The organism is Streptomyces sp. NPDC104581 (assembly GCF_055583685.1).
The window spans coordinates 67,216-83,370 of sequence record NZ_JBVJNN010000007.1; the positions used below are offsets into that span (position 1 = coordinate 67,216).

Here is a 16,155-nt window from a genome sequence, read left to right on the forward strand (position 1 = left end):
CCATGCATCACGCCCAGGCACCCGCCGCCGGAGCGCCGGCGCCCGCCGTCCACGCGGAGGGCGTCGTCAAGCGCTTCGGTCCCACGGTGGCGCTCGACGGTGTCCGGCTGACCGTCGCGCCCGGCGAGTCGCACGCACTCGTCGGGCGCAACGGCGCCGGCAAGTCCACCCTCGTCAGCATCCTCACCGGACTCCACGAGGCCGACGCGGGCGAGGTGAGCTTCGGAGGCGAGCCGGCCCCCGCCTTCGGCGACATCCCGGCCTGGCAGTCCAAGGTCGCCTGCGTCTACCAGAAGTCGATGGTCGTGCCCGACCTGACCGTCGCCGAGAACCTCTTCCTCAACAACTACGGCCTCGACAAGGGCCGTTCCGGAGCGGGCTGCCGGTTCATCAGCTGGCGCAGGCTCCGTGCCCGGGCCGGGGAACTGCTCGCCGAGTACGGCGTCAGCGTCGACCCGGACACCAGGGCCAAGGATCTCGCCGTGGAACAGCGGCAGTTCGTGGAGATCGCCCGCGCCCTGTCCTTCGGCGCCCGGCTCATCATCCTGGACGAGCCCACGGCCCAGCTCGACGCCCGCGGCATCGACAGCCTCTTCGACAAGCTCCGGGACCTCCAGAGCCAGGGGGTGGCGTTCCTCTTCATCTCCCATCACCTCCAGGAGGTGTACGAGCTGTGCACCGCCGTCACCGTCTACCGCGACGCCCGCCACGTCCTGACGGCGCCGGTCGCCGAACTGGCCAAGGCCGACCTGGTGACGGCCATGACCGGGGACGCGGCGAGTTCGGCGGCGGCCTGGCACGCCGCGCACGCGGTGCCCCCGGACCGCACGGTGGAGCCCGTACTGACCACCGAAGGGCTCCGCCTGGACGGCGAGTTCGAAGCGCTCGACCTCGAAGTGCGCCCCGGTGAGGTCCTCGGCCTGGCCGGGGCCGCCGCCAGCGGCAACACCGCGCTGGGCGAGACGCTGGTCGGTATGCGGAAGGCGACGGCGGGCCGGATCGCGGTCCGCGACCGCACGGTGCGGCCGGGCAGCGTCCCGCACTCCCTGGACGCCGGGATCGGCTACATCCCCGAGGACCGGCACCTCCAGGGGCTCGTGCTGAACCGCAGCGTCGCCGAGAACGCCACGCTCACGGTCGCCGACCAGCTCGGCCCGTGGGGGACCGTACTGCCCTCCCGCACCAGGGAGTTCGCCCGGTCCATGATCGGCTCGCTGGACATCAAGACGACGGGCCCCGAGCAGCCGGTCTCGGGCCTGTCGGGCGGCAACCAGCAGAAGGTGGTCGTCGCCAGGGCCCTGGCCCGGGCGCCCGGCGTCCTGGTGGCGGTGCGCCCCACGGCGGGCGTCGACGTCAAGTCGAAGGACTCGCTGCTCGGCGTCGTGCGCCGGGTGGCCGACGAGGGAAACGCGGCCGTGATCATCTCGGACGAGCTGGATGATCTACGGGTCTGCGACCGCGTACTGGCCCTGTTCCACGGGCGAGTGGTGGCAACGTTCGGGAGCGGGTGGACCGACCGGGAACTGGTCGCCGCCATGGAAGGTGTGGGGGAGAGCCGATGACCGGGACGATACGAACGCCGGTGCCCGACAAGGAGCGCGACAACGACCACCCGCTGAGCCGGCTGAAGTTCATCAGATGGAGCGACTTCTCGCTCGTGCCGGTGATCCTGGTGCTGATGGTGATCGGCTTCATCGTCTCGCCGGTCTTCCTCACCTCCAACAACCTGATCAGCGTCGTCCAGCAGTCCTCCGAACTGAGCCTGCTGGTGCTCGGCCAGGCGCTGATCCTGATCTGCGGCCGGATGGACCTGTCGCTGGAGTCGACCATCGGCATCGCGCCGGTCGTCGCCATGTGGATGGTGCTGCCGTCCGAGGGCGGCCGGTTCGCGGGCCTCGACATCCTGCCCGTCTGGGCGGCCGTCCCGGCCTGTCTGCTGGTCGGCCTGGTCGTCGGGGTGATCAACGGCTTCCTGATCCTGAAACTGCGGGTCAACGGCTTCATCGCCACCCTCGGCATGCTGACCATGCTCCGCGGCCTCCAGATCGGCATCACCGAGGGCAAGTCGATCACCGACGTCCCGGAGTCCTTCCGCTACCTCGGCAAGACCGACTGGCTGGGAGCGCCCGCCGCCGTCTGGATCTGTCTCGCGCTGTTCGCCATCGGCGGCGCGTCGCTCGCCTGGCTGCGGCACGGACGCTCCCTGTACGCGATCGGCGGCAACCCGGAGGCGGCGCGCGCCGCCGGTATCAGGGTCGACCGCATCACCTGGGTCGTGCTCGCCATCGGCGGTGTCCTGGCGGCCTTCGCCGGCATCCTCTACACCGGGCACTACGGCTCCGTCGCCGCCACCCAGGGCAACGGCTGGATCTTCCAGGTCTTCGCCGCTGCCGTGATCGGGGGCATCAGCCTCAAGGGCGGGCGCGGCACGCTCTTCGGCGCGCTGACCGGGGTGCTCACGCTCCAGCTGGTGGTCAATGTGATGACGCTGGGCGGGGTGCCCGCGCTCTGGAACCAGTTCCTGAACGGCGCGATCATCATCGTCGCGCTGGTCATCTCCCGGTTCGCGAGCGGCGAGAAGCAGGACTGACGGCGGGTCCGCCGGTCCCCCCGGCGCGGCGGACCGGCGCCGGCGCGGGCCTCCCCGGGACACGTCCGGTGGCCGACAGCCGGTTTCACTCGCCGGTCCGGACCGCGCCCGCGGTCCGGACCGGCGAGTGGCGTTCCCGGCCACGTCCGTCCCCCGGGGAGGCCCGTCCGTCAGGTCCCGGTGCCCCGGCCCTCCGTCCCTCCCCGGTTCAGAGGGTCGAGCGGAGCCACTGCTCCACACTCGCGACATGCACCGTCGCCCATGACCTGGCCGCCTCCGGGTCCCGGTCGCGCAGCGCGGCCAGGATCGCCCGGTGCTCGTGCAGGGTCCGGCTGACCGCGTCCTCCTGCGTGAGCCCGCGCCACACCCGGGCCCGGGTCGTCGGCCCCGACAGACCGTCGAGCAGAGAGCAGAGCACCGAGTTGCCCGAGGCCTGCACGATGCCTCGGTGGAACTCCAGATCGGACGCGACCAGCTCCTCCACCGAGGGATCGTCCCCGAGCGCGTCCAACTGCGCGCCGAGCGCGTCCAGTTCGGAGTCCTTGATCCGGGACGCGGCCATCGCCGTCGCGGCCGGCTCCAGGATCCGCCGTACCGCCAGGAACTCCAGCACCGTGTCGTCCCGGTGGAAGTCCACGACGAAACTCAGCGCTTCGAGCAGCAGTTGGGGATCGAGGCTGGTGACATACGTCCCGTCGCCCTGCCGTACGTCGAGAATCCGGATCAGCGACAGGGCGCGTACCGCCTCGCGCAGCGAATTGCGCGACAGGCCCAGTTCGGCGGCGAGCTCGCTCTCCTTGGGAAGGCGGTCCCCCGGGCGCAGCGCGCCCGAGACGATCATTCCCTTGATCTTCTCGATGGCCTCGTCGGTGACAGCCATGGGCGACCTCCATACATCCGATGTATCGGCCTCCATTATGCGTCTCCCCGCGGGCCCGGCGCCCCGTTCGGCCGGAGATCTCCCGGACGCACGGGGCCGGGGCCGCCGCTCCCGGCCCCGGCACCGATTCGGAACTCGTTTCGAAGCGTGCCGCTCACGCTCCCCGCACCACCCGGCCCGCTCGAACCCGGCCGCTCAGCCGCTCCGCCCGCCCAGCAACTCCTCCACCCGGGCACGGACACCATCGGTGTCCAGCCCCCGGATCGTCAGCGTCGTACGCCGCCGCAGCACGTCGTCCGCCGTCTCGGCCCACTCGTGGTCCCGCGCGTAGACGACCTGCGCCCAGATCTCCGGGGCGTCGGGGTGGATGCGCTCGCCCAGCTCGGGCCGTTCGTACGCCAGCCGCGCGATGTCGAAGGCCAGCGAACCGTAGTGCCTGGCCAGATGGTGCGCCGTGTCCCGCGCGATGCCGTCGCCGTGCGCCCCGCCGTCGATCAGCAGCCGGTGCGTCACCGCCTGCGGATTGGCGATGCCGGGCAGCGGCAGCATCTTCGGCAGCCGCGACGTCGGTTCGATGTCCGAGCCGAGCGGACGGCCCGGCAGGGTCTCCAGCTTGTCCAGCACCGTACGGCCGATGTGGCGGAACGTCGTCCACTTGCCGCCCGCCACCGACAGCATGCCGCCACTGCCCTCGGTGACGACCGTCTCCCGCTTGGCGGTCGAGGTGTCGCCGGGGCCGCCGGGCAGCACCCGCAGACCGGCGAACGAGTAGGTCATCAGCTCCCGCGAGAGCTGCTGGTCGCGGACCGAGAGCGACGCCTCGTCGAGGATCTGGTGGATGTCGGCGTCGTTGACCGCGACGTCCGCCGGATCGCCCTCGTACACCTCGTCCGTCGTGCCGAGCAGCAGCATGTCCTCCCAGGGGAGGGCGAAGGTGATGCGGTACTTGTCGATCGGCGTCGCGAGCGCAGCGTTCCACGGGGCGGTGCGCCGCAGCACGAGGTGCGCGCCCTTGGAGAGCCGGATGGACGGCTCGGAGCGCGGGTCCTCCATCCGGCGCAGATGGTCGACCCAGGGGCCGGTGGCGTTCAGTACGAGCCGGGCGTCGACCCCGAACTCCGTACCGTCCATACCGTCCTTGAGGTCGGCGCCCGTCACCCGGCCGCCGGTGAACCGCAATCCGGTGACCTGGGCGTGGTTGAGGACGGCGGCCCCGGACTCGACGGCCGCCCGGACCGTCATGACGGCCATCCGCGCGTCGTTCATCTGGTCGTCGCCGTAGACCGCGACGGCCCGGAGATTGTCCGTGCGCAGTTCGGGCACCGCGCGCCGTGCCTTCGCCGGGCTCAGCAGATGCCCGACGCCGTCGTTGAAGGCGGAGAGCGCCGAGTACGCGAACACTCCGGCGCCCAGCTTGGCCGCGCTGTGCGGCCCGTTCCGGTAGACGGGCAGATAGAACGTGAGCGGGTTCGCCAGATGGGGCGCCACGCGGCGCGAGACCGCGCGGCGCTCGAAGTGGTTCTCGGCGACCAGCCGCACATCACCGGTCTGGAGATAGCGCAGACCGCCGTGCAGCAGTTTGGAGGAGGCGGAGGAGGTGGCGCCGGCGAAGTCGCCACCGTCCACCAGAGCCACCCGCAGTCCCGACTGGGAGGCGTGCCAGGCGGTGGAGATGCCCAGGATGCCGCCGCCGATGACCAGCAGGTCGTAGGTGGCGCGGGACAACTGCTCCCGGGTCTCGGCGCGGCTCGGGAGCGAGCCGCCCGCCGGGTGCGTGCCCAGTGCGGGACTGCTGTGAAGGGTGGTCATGGTGTCTCCTCACTCGGACGAAACGCCTGGGTCAGTGCTCGTCGTCCTCGTCCACCCAGGCCTTGGTGCGCTCCACGGCCTTGAGCCAGTTCTTGTACTCGCGCTCGCGCTTCGCCGGGTCCATGTCCGGCGTCCACTCGGCGGCCCGGCGCCAGTTGGCCCGCAGCGCCTCGGTGTCCGGCCAGAAGCCGACCGCGAGCCCGGCCGCGTACGCGGCGCCGAGACAGGTGGTCTCCGCGACCATCGGACGCACCACGGGCGCGTCGAGGACGTTGGAGAGCGTCTGCATCAGCAGGTTGTTGGCGGTCATGCCGCCGTCGACCTTCAGGGACGTCAGCTCGACCTTGGAGTCCTTGGTCATGGCGTCGCTGATCTCACGGGTCTGCCAGGCCGTGGCCTCCAGCACCGCGCGGGCGAGGTGCGCCTTGGTGACGTAGCCGGTGAGACCGGCGATGACACCGCGGGCGGCCGAGTCCCAGTGGGGTGCGAAGAGTCCGGAGAAGGCCGGGACGAAGTACGCGCCGCCGTTGTCCTCCACCGAGGAGGCCAGTGTCTCGATCTCCGGGGCGGAGTTGATCAGGCCCAGCTGGTCGCGCATCCACTGCACCAGCGCGCCGGTGACCGCGATGGCGCCCTCCAGGGCGTACACCGCGGGCTCGTCGCCGATGCGGTAACCGACCGTGGTGAGCAGCCCGTTGTAGGAGTTGACCGGCTTGTGGGCGGTGTTCATCAGCATGAACGTGCCCGTGCCGTACGTCGACTTGGCCTCACCCTCCGCGAAACAGGTCTGGCCGAACAGGGCCGCCTGCTGGTCACCGAGGGCCGAGGCGACCGGAATCCCGTTCAGCGGGCCGCCCTTGGCCGTTCCGTACACCTCGGAGGAGGAGCGGATCTTGGGGAGCATCGCCATCGGGACGCCGATCGAGTTGCAGATCTTCGGGTCCCACTCCAGCGTGTCGAGGCGCATCAGCATCGTGCGCGAGGCGTTGGTGACGTCCGTGACGTGCACCCCGCCGTCGACACCACCGGTGAGATTCCAGATCACCCAGGAGTCCATGGTGCCGAAGAGGATCTCGCCGTTCTCGGCCCGCTCGCGCAGCCCCTCGACGTTGTCGAGCAGCCAGCGCGCCTTCGGCCCGGCGAAGTAGGTCGCCAGCGGCAGTCCGGTGTCGCGCCGGAACCGGTCCTGGCCGACGTTGCGGCCCAGCTCCTTCACCAGCGAGCTGGTGCGGGTGTCCTGCCAGACGATGGCGTTGTGGACGGGCTCACCGGTCTTCCTGTCCCAGAGCATGGTGGTCTCGCGCTGGTTGGTGATCCCGATCGCCAGGACGTCGGCCTTGGTGATCCCGGCCTTCTCGATGGCGTTCGCCACGACTTCCTGGACGTTGGTCCAGATCTCCTTGGCGTCGTGCTCGACCCACCCTGGCTTCGGGAAGATCTGCCGGTGTTCCTTCTGGTCGACGGCGACGATGCGTCCGTCGACGTCGAAGACGATGCAGCGGCTGGACGTCGTGCCCTGGTCGATGGCCGCGATGAAGGGTCCCGTTCCGTGGGAGGAAGTCCCGGTGCTCTGTGCGTCACTCACGGTGTCAGCTCCTGCTCGGTGCGGAGGGCGGAGGAAGGGCGTGGGCCTACTTGAAGGCCACGTTGTAGAGACCGGCCGCGGCGGCGCCGCCGATGAGCGGAGCGACGACCGGGATCCAGGCGTACGTCCAGTCGGAGCCGCCCTTGTTGGGCAGCGGCAGCAGCGCGTGGACGATACGGGGGCCGAGGTCGCGAGCCGGGTTGATCGCGTATCCGGTGGGGCCACCGAGCGAGAGGCCGATGCCCACCACCACCAGCGAGGTGATCAGGACGCCGAGGACACCGAGGCCGTTGCCCTCGTCGTTCAGTCCCTGGGTGAGGATCGCGATCACCAGGGCGAACGTGGCGATGATCTCGGTGAGCACGTTCTGCACGGTGTGCCGGATCTCCGGGCCCGTCGAGAAGACACCGAGGACGGGACCGGCCTTGGGCGCGGTCTTCTGGTCGACCATCCCCTCGACCGCCGGCTGCGCGGCGATGATCTCCGGGTCGGTCAGATGGGCCTTGAACTGGCCCATGTACGCCACCCAGACAAGGAAGGCGCCGATGGCGGCGCCGAGCAGCTCGCTCGCCATGTAGAGCGGCACATCGCTCCACTCCGTACCGCCGGATATCGCGAGGCCGAGCGTGACGGCGGGGTTCAGATGGGCGCCCGAGACGCCCGCGGCGAGATACGCACCGGTGAGTACGGCGAATCCCCACCCGAAGCTGATGGCGACCCAGCCCGCGCCGTGCGACTTCGAGCGTTTGAGGACGACGCCCGCGACCACGCCACCACCGAGCAGGATCAGGAGAGCGGTACCTACGGTCTCGCCTATGAAGATGTCGAAGTGTGACACCCAAGACTCCTTCGTCCAGGGGAAGGCGGACCAGCGGCTCGCACCGATGGTCCGAGCCCTCAGGTGAGGGCGTTGCCGGCCTCTGGCCTTGTCGTGCACACATGTTGACCCGTCGATCAATGTTCGACAATGCCGACCGCTGAACGGCAGTGTCATCCTGGGGTGAAGGAGTCGTCAAGGGTCCTGTCGCCGGAACCTTGTTCTCTTCGAATCATCGGCCATGCGACTCAAAACCGCCCGGCGCCGACATCCCTGGACACCGAACGGGCACATTCGCGCACCGCCGCGATCAGCTCCGGACGGATCGCGTCGTACTCGCACAGGCGTTCCACCGCGCCCGTGAGTGCTATGGCCCCGACGGGCATCCGCCGTCGGTCATGGATCGGCGCGGCCACCGCCGCCACGCCCTCCCAGGTCTCCTCGACATCCGCCGCCCACCCCCGTGACCTGGTGAGTTCGAGAATCGACTCGAATTGCTCCAGATCGGTGACGGTGCGCCCGGTCAGCCGCTCCCGGGTGCCCCTGACGGCCTCGGCACGGGCCACCGGGTCGTACGCCGCGAGCACCTTCCCCAGGGCCGTGGAGTGCAGCGGCTGCATCGCGCCCACCTCCAGGACCTGCCGGCTGTCGTCCGGCCGGAAGACGTGGTGCACGATCAGTACGCCCTCCAGGTGCAGCACCCCCAGATGCACGCTCTCGCCGCTGGACCGCGCCAGATCGTCCGTCCACACCAGGGCGCGGGAGCGCAGCTCGTGGACGTCCAGATAGCTGTTGCCGAGCCGCAGCAGCTCCGCCCCCAGCTGGTAGCGGCCCGAAGCGGCGTCCTGCTCCACGAACCCCTCCTCCTGGAGGGTCCGCAGGATGCCGTGGGCCGTCCCCTTGGCCAGCCCGAGCGTGGAGGCGATGTCGGACAGGCCGAGCCTGCGCTCGCCGCCCGCGAGAAGCCGCAGTACCGCCGCCGCGCGCTGGAGCGACTGGATGCTCTTCGCCATCGGCCCGGACCTCCTTGTCGCAAGTCGTTCGACAATGCTGAACAATATCGGCCCATGCCGACTCCGTGTGCCGGACAACCGGATTCCAATTTGGCCGACGCACGACCGTCCGCCCCGTGAAACACACCGCCGCCGCGAGCCGGGCACCGCTACCCTGGCCGGGTGCCCCTTCCACCGGAAGGCGCAAAGCCGACAGCCGTCGCAGCCCCGGGAGTATTTACATGGCCCCGTCCTCCAGCGTCTCCGCCGACAGCCGGACCCGAGTCGAAGCCCTCCGCGAGGCCCTTGCCACCCGCGTGGTGGTGGCCGACGGGGCGATGGGCACGATGCTCCAGGCACAGGATCCGACGATGGAGGACTTCCAGAACCTGGAAGGCTGCAACGAGATCCTGAACGTGACCCGCCCGGACATCGTGCGCTCGGTCCACCAGGAGTACTTCGCGGTCGGCGTCGACTGCGTGGAGACCAACACCTTCGGTACCAACTTCGCCGCGCTGGCCGAGTACGACATCCCCGAGCGGGTCTTCGAACTCTCCGAGGCCGGCGCCCGCATCGCCCGCGAGGTCGCCGACGAGTTCACCGGCTCGACCGGACAGCAGCGCTGGGTGCTCGGCTCGATGGGCCCGGGGACGAAGCTGCCGACCCTGGGGCACGTCGACTACGTGACCCTGCGCGACGCCTACCAGCGCAACGCCGAGGGCATGATCGCCGGCGGCGCGGACGCCCTGCTGGTGGAGACGACACAGGACCTCCTCCAGACGAAGGCCGCCGTCCTCGGCGCCCGCCGGGCCCTGGACAGCACCGGCGCGAACCTGCCGGTCATCTGCTCCGTCACCGTCGAGACGACGGGCACGATGCTGCTGGGGTCGGAGATCGGCGCGGCGCTGACGGCCCTGGAGCCCCTCGGGATCGACATGATCGGTCTGAACTGCGCGACGGGGCCGGCCGAGATGAGCGAGCACCTGCGCTATCTGGCCCGCCACTCCCGTGTGCCGATCTCCTGCATGCCCAACGCCGGACTGCCCGTCCTCGGCAAGGACGGCGCGCACTATCCGCTGACCGCGGGCGAACTGGCCGACGCCCAGGAGAACTTCGTCCAGGAGTACGGGCTCTCCCTGGTCGGCGGCTGCTGCGGAACGACTCCGGAGCATCTGCGCCAGGTCGTGGAGCGGGTTCGGGGCGCGGAGGTCACCGAGCGGGTGGCGCGGCCCGAGCCGGGAGCGGCGTCGCTGTACCAGTCGGTGCCGTTCCGGCAGGACACGTCGTACCTGGCGATCGGTGAGCGCACCAACGCCAACGGCTCCAAGAAGTTCCGCGAGGCGATGCTGGAGGGCCGCTGGGACGACTGCGTCGAGATGGCCCGTGCCCAGATCCGGGAGGGCGCGCACCTGCTCGACCTGTGTGTGGACTACGTGGGCCGTGACGGCGTCGCGGACATGGCGGAGCTGGCGGCCCGCTTCGCCACCGCCTCCACCCTGCCGATCGTGCTCGACTCCACCGAACTGCCGGTGCTGCGCGCGGGGCTGGAGAAGCTCGGCGGGCGCGCGGTCATCAACTCGGTGAACTACGAGGACGGCGACGGCCCGGAGTCCCGGTTCACGAAGGTCACCGAACTGGCCGTCGAGCACGGTGCCGCGCTGATCGCGCTGACGATCGACGAGGAGGGCCAGGCCCGCACCCCCGAACACAAGGTCGCGATCGCCGAGCGGCTGATCGCGGACCTGACCGGCAACTGGGGCGTGCACGAGTCGGACATCCTGATCGACACCCTCACCTTCACGATCTGCACGGGGCAGGAGGAGTCGCGGAAGGACGGCATCGCGACGATCGAGGCGATCCGCGAGCTGAAGCAGCGCCACCCCGACGTCCAGACGACCCTGGGTCTGTCCAACATCTCCTTCGGCCTCAACCCCGCGGCCCGTATCGTCCTCAACTCCGTCTTCCTCGACGAGTGCGTGAAGGCCGGGCTGGACTCGGCGATCGTGCACGCGTCGAAGATCCTGCCGATCGCCAGGCTGGAGGAGGAGCAGGTCAAGGCCGCGCTCGACCTCATCTACGACCGGCGCGCGGAGGGCTACGACCCGCTCCAGAAGCTGATGGAGCTGTTCGAGGGCGTCAACACCAAGTCGATGAAGGACGGACGGGCCGAGGAACTGCTCGCGCTGCCGCTGGACGAGCGGCTGGAGCGGCGGATCATCGACGGCGAGAAGAACGGCCTGGAGGCCGACCTCACCGCCGCCCTGGAGACCCGGCCGGCCCTGGAGATCGTCAACGACACCCTGCTGAACGGCATGAAGGTCGTCGGCGAGCTGTTCGGCTCCGGGCAGATGCAGCTGCCCTTCGTCCTCCAGTCGGCGGAGGTGATGAAGCAGGCGGTGGCTTTCCTGGAGCCGCACATGGAGAAGGTCGCCGAGGGGGAGGACGCCGTCGGCAAGGGCACCATCGTCCTGGCCACCGTCCGGGGCGACGTGCACGACATCGGGAAGAACCTGGTCGACATCATCCTGTCCAACAACGGCTACACGGTGGTGAATCTCGGCATCAAGCAGCCGGTCTCCGCGATCCTCGAAGCCGCCGAGGAGCACCGGGCCGATGTGATCGGCATGTCGGGGCTGCTGGTGAAGTCCACGGTGATCATGAAGGAGAACCTCCAGGAGCTGAACCAGCGCAAGCTGGCGGCCGACTTCCCCGTCATCCTGGGCGGCGCCGCCCTCACCCGCGCCTACGTGGAGCAGGACCTGCACGAGATCTACGAGGGCGAGGTCCGCTACGCCCGGGACGCGTTCGAGGGCCTGCGGCTGATGGACGCCCTGATCGGCATCAAGCGCGGCGTCCCCGGGGCCGTGCTCCCGGAGCTGAAGCAGCGCCGCGTCAAGCCGGTCGCGGCGGCCTCGGTGGTGGAGGACGCCCCGGAGGAAGGCGCCGTCCGCTCGGACGTGTCGACGACCAACCCGGTCCCGGAGCCGCCCTTCTGGGGCACCCGCGTCATCAAGGGCATCCAGCTGAAGGAGTACGCCTCCTGGCTCGACGAGGGCGCGCTCTTCAAGGGCCAGTGGGGACTGAAGGAGGCCCGTAAGGGCGGGCCGTCGTACGAGGAGCTGGTGGAGTCCGAGGGGCGGCCGCACCTGCGGGGCTGGCTCGACAAGCTCCACACCGACAACATGCTGGAAGCGGCCGTGGTCTACGGGTACTTCCCCTGCGTGTCCAAGGGCGACGACCTGATCCTGCTCGGCGAGGACGGGGCGGAGCGGACCCGCTTCACCTTCCCCCGCCAGCGGCGCGGCAGGCGGCTCTGTCTGGCGGACTTCTTCCGCCCCGAGGAGTCGGGCGAGACCGATGTCGTGGGCCTCCAGGTCGTCACGGTCGGGTCGAGGATCGGCGGCGTGACCGCGGAGCTGTTCGAGAAGAACGCCTACCGCGACTATCTCGAACTCCACGGGCTGTCCGTCCAGCTCGCCGAGGCCCTCGCCGAGTACTGGCACGCCCGTGTCCGCTCCGAGCTGGGCTTCGCGGCCGAGGACCCGTCGCAGGTCGAGGACATGTTCGCGCTGAAGTACCGGGGCGCCCGGTTCTCGCTCGGCTACGGTGCCTGCCCCGACCTGGAGGACCGCGCCAAGATCGCCGAGCTCCTGGAGCCCGGCCGGATCGGCGTCGAGCTCTCCGAGGAGTTCCAGCTCCACCCCGAGCAGTCCACCGACGCCATCGTCATCCACCACCCCGAGGCGAAGTACTTCAACGCGCGATAGCGCTCACCGCGCGCCTTCACCGGACGAGTCGTACACTGGTCGGTCCAGCGTGGGCCGGTCGCCGGCCCTGACGGGATGCCCGTCAGGAAAGGCGGCCGGCCTTCTCGTCCCTCTCGGAGGTGTGCCCGGATGACCAGTACGGTTCCCGCGTCCCTGACTCGTACGGCCGAAGGATCGGCGCTCCAGGCCGTTCTCCTCGACATGGACGGCACCCTGGTCGACACGGAGGGCTTCTGGTGGGACACGGAGGTCGCGGTCTTCAAGGACCTCGGACACCCCCTGGACGAGGCGTGGCGCGACGTCGTCGTCGGCGGTCCGATGACCAGGAGCGCCGGATTCCTCATCGAGGCGACCGGCGCCGACATCACCCTCGACGAGCTGACCGTACTGCTCAACGACCGCTTCGAGGAGCGCATCGGCTTCGACGTGCCGCTGATGCCCGGAGCCGCCAGGCTGCTCGCCGAGCTGGCCCGGCACGGCGTGCCCACGGCCCTGGTCTCCGCCTCGCACCGGCGCATCATCGACCGGGTGCTGGACTCCGTGGGGCGCCACCACTTCGGCCTCACCGTGGCCGGTGACGAGGTGCTGAACACCAAGCCGCACCCCGACCCGTACCTGCTCGCCGCGCGCGGCCTGAACGCCGCTCCGGGCAGATGCGCCGTCATCGAGGACACTGCGACGGGGGTGGCGTCGGCCGAGGCCGCGGGCTGCCGGGTGGTGGCGGTGCCCTCCGTGGCGCCCATCGCCGCCGCCGACGGGCGGGTCGTCGTGGGCTCGCTCGAAGAGGTCGATCTGCATTTCCTGCGCGCTCTGATTACACGCGATCACTGATCGGTACGAGGAGCGTGCCCCCTGAAACTATCGAATAGCCGGGGGATTGGGGTACGTCCTTTGCGGCGATAGCCCGATGATCATCGGGTGCCCGGTCGCGGTGGGGCGGGCGGAAATGCGGTGACCTTTGTCACTCAGCGTGCCGTCGCCGAGGGTGAGCGCGCCCGTTCGGAGGGCCTTTCCTGTCCGATCCCCGCGCTCATCCGGGCGCCCATGTGCCCCGCTTTATGGCTCGATGCGCGAATCATTCCCCGGCGCCGATACCGCTTCACGGTATTTGCTGATCGCTTTGCGATTACGCCCGAACCGAGCCCGGTTCACCACATCCGCACCCGCCGACTAATCTCGTCGCGAGAACTTCGCCATACGTTCACCACCTCAACGGTGTGTTCCGACGCTCAATCACGTCGCGAAATTCTCAACCACCGTTGTCGCGCAGGGTGTTCGGATGAGGAGTACGTCCAGGATGAAGCGCAAGAGTCTCGTGCTGCCGGTCGCGGCAGGACTGCTCGCCCCGGTGCTCGCCGCCTGCGGCGGCACGGACGGCGGGTCCGGCAGCGGTGACGCCATCGTCGTCGGCACCACGGACCAGTTCACCGCCACCAAGGATTCCCCGGCGCCCTTCGACCCGGCGTTCGCCTACGACACCGGCTCCTGGAACGTCCTGCGCCAGTCCCTCCAGACCCTGATGCACATACCCCGCGGTGGCGGCGCCCCCGTCCCCGAGGCCGCGTCCAACTGCCGCTTCACGGACAACCAGAACGAGAGCTACCGCTGCGAACTGCGCCAGGGGCTCACGTTCTCCGGCGGGGCCGGGATCACCTCACAGGACGTGAAGTTCTCCATCGAACGAGTGATCGACATCAACTCCGAGGCCGGCGCGGTGGGCCTGCTCAAGAACATCGACACCATCGAGACGCCCAGCGCCTCCGAGGTCGTCTTCCACCTCAAGACCCCCGACGCCACGTTCCCGTACAAGCTCTCCACTCCCGTCGCCGGCATCGTCGACCCCGAGGCGTACGACGGCAAGAAGCTCCGCGACGGCTTCGACGTGACCGGCTCAGGCCCGTACGACGTCAAGACCGAGACGGACGGCGACCGCGTCGTCAAGGCGGTCTTCACCAGGAACTCCTCCTACAAGGGCGACCTGAAGCTCCGCAACGATAAGGTCGAGCTGCGCTCGTACCCCGACGCGGCGGCCATGGGCAAGGCCCTCGACTCCGGCGAGATCGACGTGATGGCCCGCACCATGTCCCCCGACCAGATCGAGGACATGACCGCCAAGCCCACCGACGAGGTCGAGCTCACCGAGATGCCCGGTCTGGAGATCCGGTACCTCGCCTTCGACACCGACGAGCCCGTGGTGAAGGACAAGGCCGTACGCCAGGCCGTCGCCTCCCTCGTCGACCGCGGCCAGATCGCCTCCGAGGTGTACGGCTCCACCGCCGAACCCCTCTACTCGCTCATCCCGTCGACCATCACCGCGCACACCAACTCGTTCTTCAACAAGTACGGCGAACCCGACCGGGCCGAGGCCGAGCGGCTCCTCGACGAAGCCGGAGTCGAGACGCCCGTGAAGTTCACCCTGAACTACACGACCGACCACTACGGCGAGGCCACGGCCAAGGAGTTCGAGACGCTCAAGAAGCAGCTGAACTCCAGCGGCCTCTTCGACGTCGACATCAAGGGCACCGAGTGGTCCGAGTTCCGGCCCGCCCAGACACGCGGTGACTACACCGTCTACGGCATGGGCTGGTTCCCCGACTTCCCCGACCCCGACAACTACATCGCGCCGTTCCTCGACGAGGACAACTTCCTCAACGCGCCGTACTCGAACAAGAAGGTCAGCGACCGGCTGATCCCCCAGTCACGCAGCGAGGCCGAGCGCAGCGCCGCAGCCAGGGCCTTCGCGCAGATGCAGGACATCGTCGCCGAGGACGTACCGGTACTGCCGCTCTGGCAGGGCAAGCAGTACGTGGCCGCCGCCGACGACATCTCCGGTGTGGAGTGGGCGCTCAACCCCTCCGGCGAACTGCTGCTGTGGGAGCTCGGCACCGGCAGCGCCGTCTGACCGGACCACCGCCACGCGGCGAGGACGCGAGAGGTCCCCGGCACCGCACCCGTGCCGGGGACCTCACCCGCGGGACGTCACCCGCACCGCCGGGACCACTCCCGTGTCCGCCGGGAGCGCCGGCGGTCACTGGGCGCCGGGGCGCACCAGACCGCTCTCGTACGCGTACACCGCCGCCTGCACACGGTCCCGCAGGCTCAGCTTCGTCAGCACATGACCCACATGCGTCTTGACCGTGGTCTCGCTGACGAAGAGATCCGCGGCGATCTCCGCGTTGGACAGCCCCCGCGCCACCAGCTTCAGCACCTCGACCTCGCGGTCGGTCAGCGTGTGCAGGGTGTCCGGCACCTGCTCGTCACCCGACGGCAGATGGTCCGCGTACTTGTCCAGCAGCCTGCGCGTGATGCTCGGCGCGAGCATCGCCTCACCTGCGGCCACCACCCGGATCGCCTGCACCAACTCGTTCGCCGGCGCGTCCTTCAGCAGGAAGCCACTGGCCCCCGCGCGCAGCGCCTCCACCACGTACTCGTCCAGATCGAACGTGGTCAGCACCAGCACCTTCGCCGGACCGTCCTTGCCGGGACCCGTGATCTGCCGCGTCGCCTCCACCCCGTCCATCCGCGGCATCCGGATGTCCATCAGCACCACATCGGGCTGGAGCGCCCGCACCTGGTCGATGGCCTGAAGCCCGTCCCCGGCCTCCCCGACGACCGCGATGTCCTGCTCGGCCTCCAGGATCATCCGGAAGCCGGTACGCAGCAGTGGCTGGTCATCGACCAGTAGGACGCGGGTCGCCACGGGATCTCCTTCGGT

At 69.6% G+C, this 16,155-nt stretch carries 11 protein-coding genes; 5 read left to right on the forward strand and 6 right to left on the reverse strand.

Annotated features, from left to right (window positions below; genetic code table 11):
• Positions 1 to 2 precede the first annotated feature (2 nt).
• Together ACZ61E_RS08525 and ACZ61E_RS08530 are read left to right on the forward strand one after the other, a co-directional pair.
• A complete protein-coding gene (locus ACZ61E_RS08525) occupies positions 3 to 1,562 on the forward strand; it encodes a sugar ABC transporter ATP-binding protein (RefSeq protein WP_469698733.1) in 1,560 nt (519 codons plus the stop codon).
• Positions 1,559 to 2,590 (forward strand): ABC transporter permease, encoded by a 1,032-nt coding sequence (locus ACZ61E_RS08530; protein ID WP_469698735.1) that lies wholly within the window; start codon positions 1,559 to 1,561, stop codon positions 2,588 to 2,590. The genes ACZ61E_RS08525 and ACZ61E_RS08530 overlap by 4 nt, the downstream gene beginning before the upstream one ends.
• A gap of 208 nt (positions 2,591 to 2,798) precedes the next feature.
• Here the strand turns inward: ACZ61E_RS08530 and ACZ61E_RS08535 are convergent, their stop codons facing one another.
• The 5 genes from ACZ61E_RS08535 to ACZ61E_RS08555 form a co-directional block, all read right to left on the reverse strand.
• Positions 2,799 to 3,470, reverse strand: a complete 672-nt coding sequence (locus ACZ61E_RS08535; protein WP_469698736.1) for a FadR/GntR family transcriptional regulator — start codon at positions 3,468 to 3,470, stop codon at positions 2,799 to 2,801.
• A gap of 195 nt (positions 3,471 to 3,665) precedes the next feature.
• Positions 3,666 to 5,279 carry a glycerol-3-phosphate dehydrogenase/oxidase gene (locus ACZ61E_RS08540; RefSeq protein ID WP_469698738.1) on the reverse strand — a complete coding sequence of 538 codons (1,614 nt, stop codon included), beginning with the start codon at positions 5,277 to 5,279 and terminating at the stop codon, positions 3,666 to 3,668.
• Positions 5,280 to 5,310: 31 nt separating this feature from the next.
• Positions 5,311 to 6,864, reverse strand: coding sequence for a glycerol kinase GlpK (gene glpK / locus ACZ61E_RS08545; RefSeq protein WP_469698740.1), 1,554 nt, complete (start codon positions 6,862 to 6,864; stop codon positions 5,311 to 5,313).
• A 46-nt stretch (positions 6,865 to 6,910) separates the two neighbouring features.
• Positions 6,911 to 7,702, reverse strand: a complete 792-nt coding sequence (locus ACZ61E_RS08550) for an MIP/aquaporin family protein (protein ID WP_469698741.1) — start codon at positions 7,700 to 7,702, stop codon at positions 6,911 to 6,913.
• A 227-nt stretch (positions 7,703 to 7,929) separates the two neighbouring features.
• Positions 7,930 to 8,694: an IclR family transcriptional regulator gene (locus tag ACZ61E_RS08555; RefSeq protein WP_469698743.1), complete on the reverse strand. Its 765-nt coding sequence runs from the start codon at positions 8,692 to 8,694 to the stop codon at positions 7,930 to 7,932.
• A gap of 221 nt (positions 8,695 to 8,915) precedes the next feature.
• Here ACZ61E_RS08555 and metH point away from each other — a divergent pair, with 221 nt between their 5' ends.
• The 3 genes from metH (at position 8,916) to ACZ61E_RS08570 (ending at position 15,342) form a co-directional block, all read left to right on the forward strand.
• Positions 8,916 to 12,440 (forward strand): methionine synthase, encoded by a 3,525-nt coding sequence (metH, locus tag ACZ61E_RS08560; protein WP_469698744.1) that lies wholly within the window; start codon positions 8,916 to 8,918, stop codon positions 12,438 to 12,440.
• A 129-nt stretch (positions 12,441 to 12,569) separates the two neighbouring features.
• On the forward strand, positions 12,570 to 13,271 hold the full coding sequence (locus ACZ61E_RS08565; RefSeq protein WP_469698745.1) for an HAD family hydrolase: 702 nt from the start codon (positions 12,570 to 12,572) through the stop codon (positions 13,269 to 13,271).
• 466 nt (positions 13,272 to 13,737) lie between these two features.
• Positions 13,738 to 15,342: an ABC transporter substrate-binding protein gene (locus ACZ61E_RS08570; protein WP_469698746.1), complete on the forward strand. Its 1,605-nt coding sequence runs from the start codon at positions 13,738 to 13,740 to the stop codon at positions 15,340 to 15,342.
• 126 nt (positions 15,343 to 15,468) lie between these two features.
• Here ACZ61E_RS08570 and ACZ61E_RS08575 read toward each other — a convergent pair whose 3' ends face one another.
• Positions 15,469 to 16,140: a response regulator gene (locus tag ACZ61E_RS08575; RefSeq protein WP_469698747.1), complete on the reverse strand. Its 672-nt coding sequence runs from the start codon at positions 16,138 to 16,140 to the stop codon at positions 15,469 to 15,471.
• Positions 16,141 to 16,155: the final 15 nt, after the last annotated feature.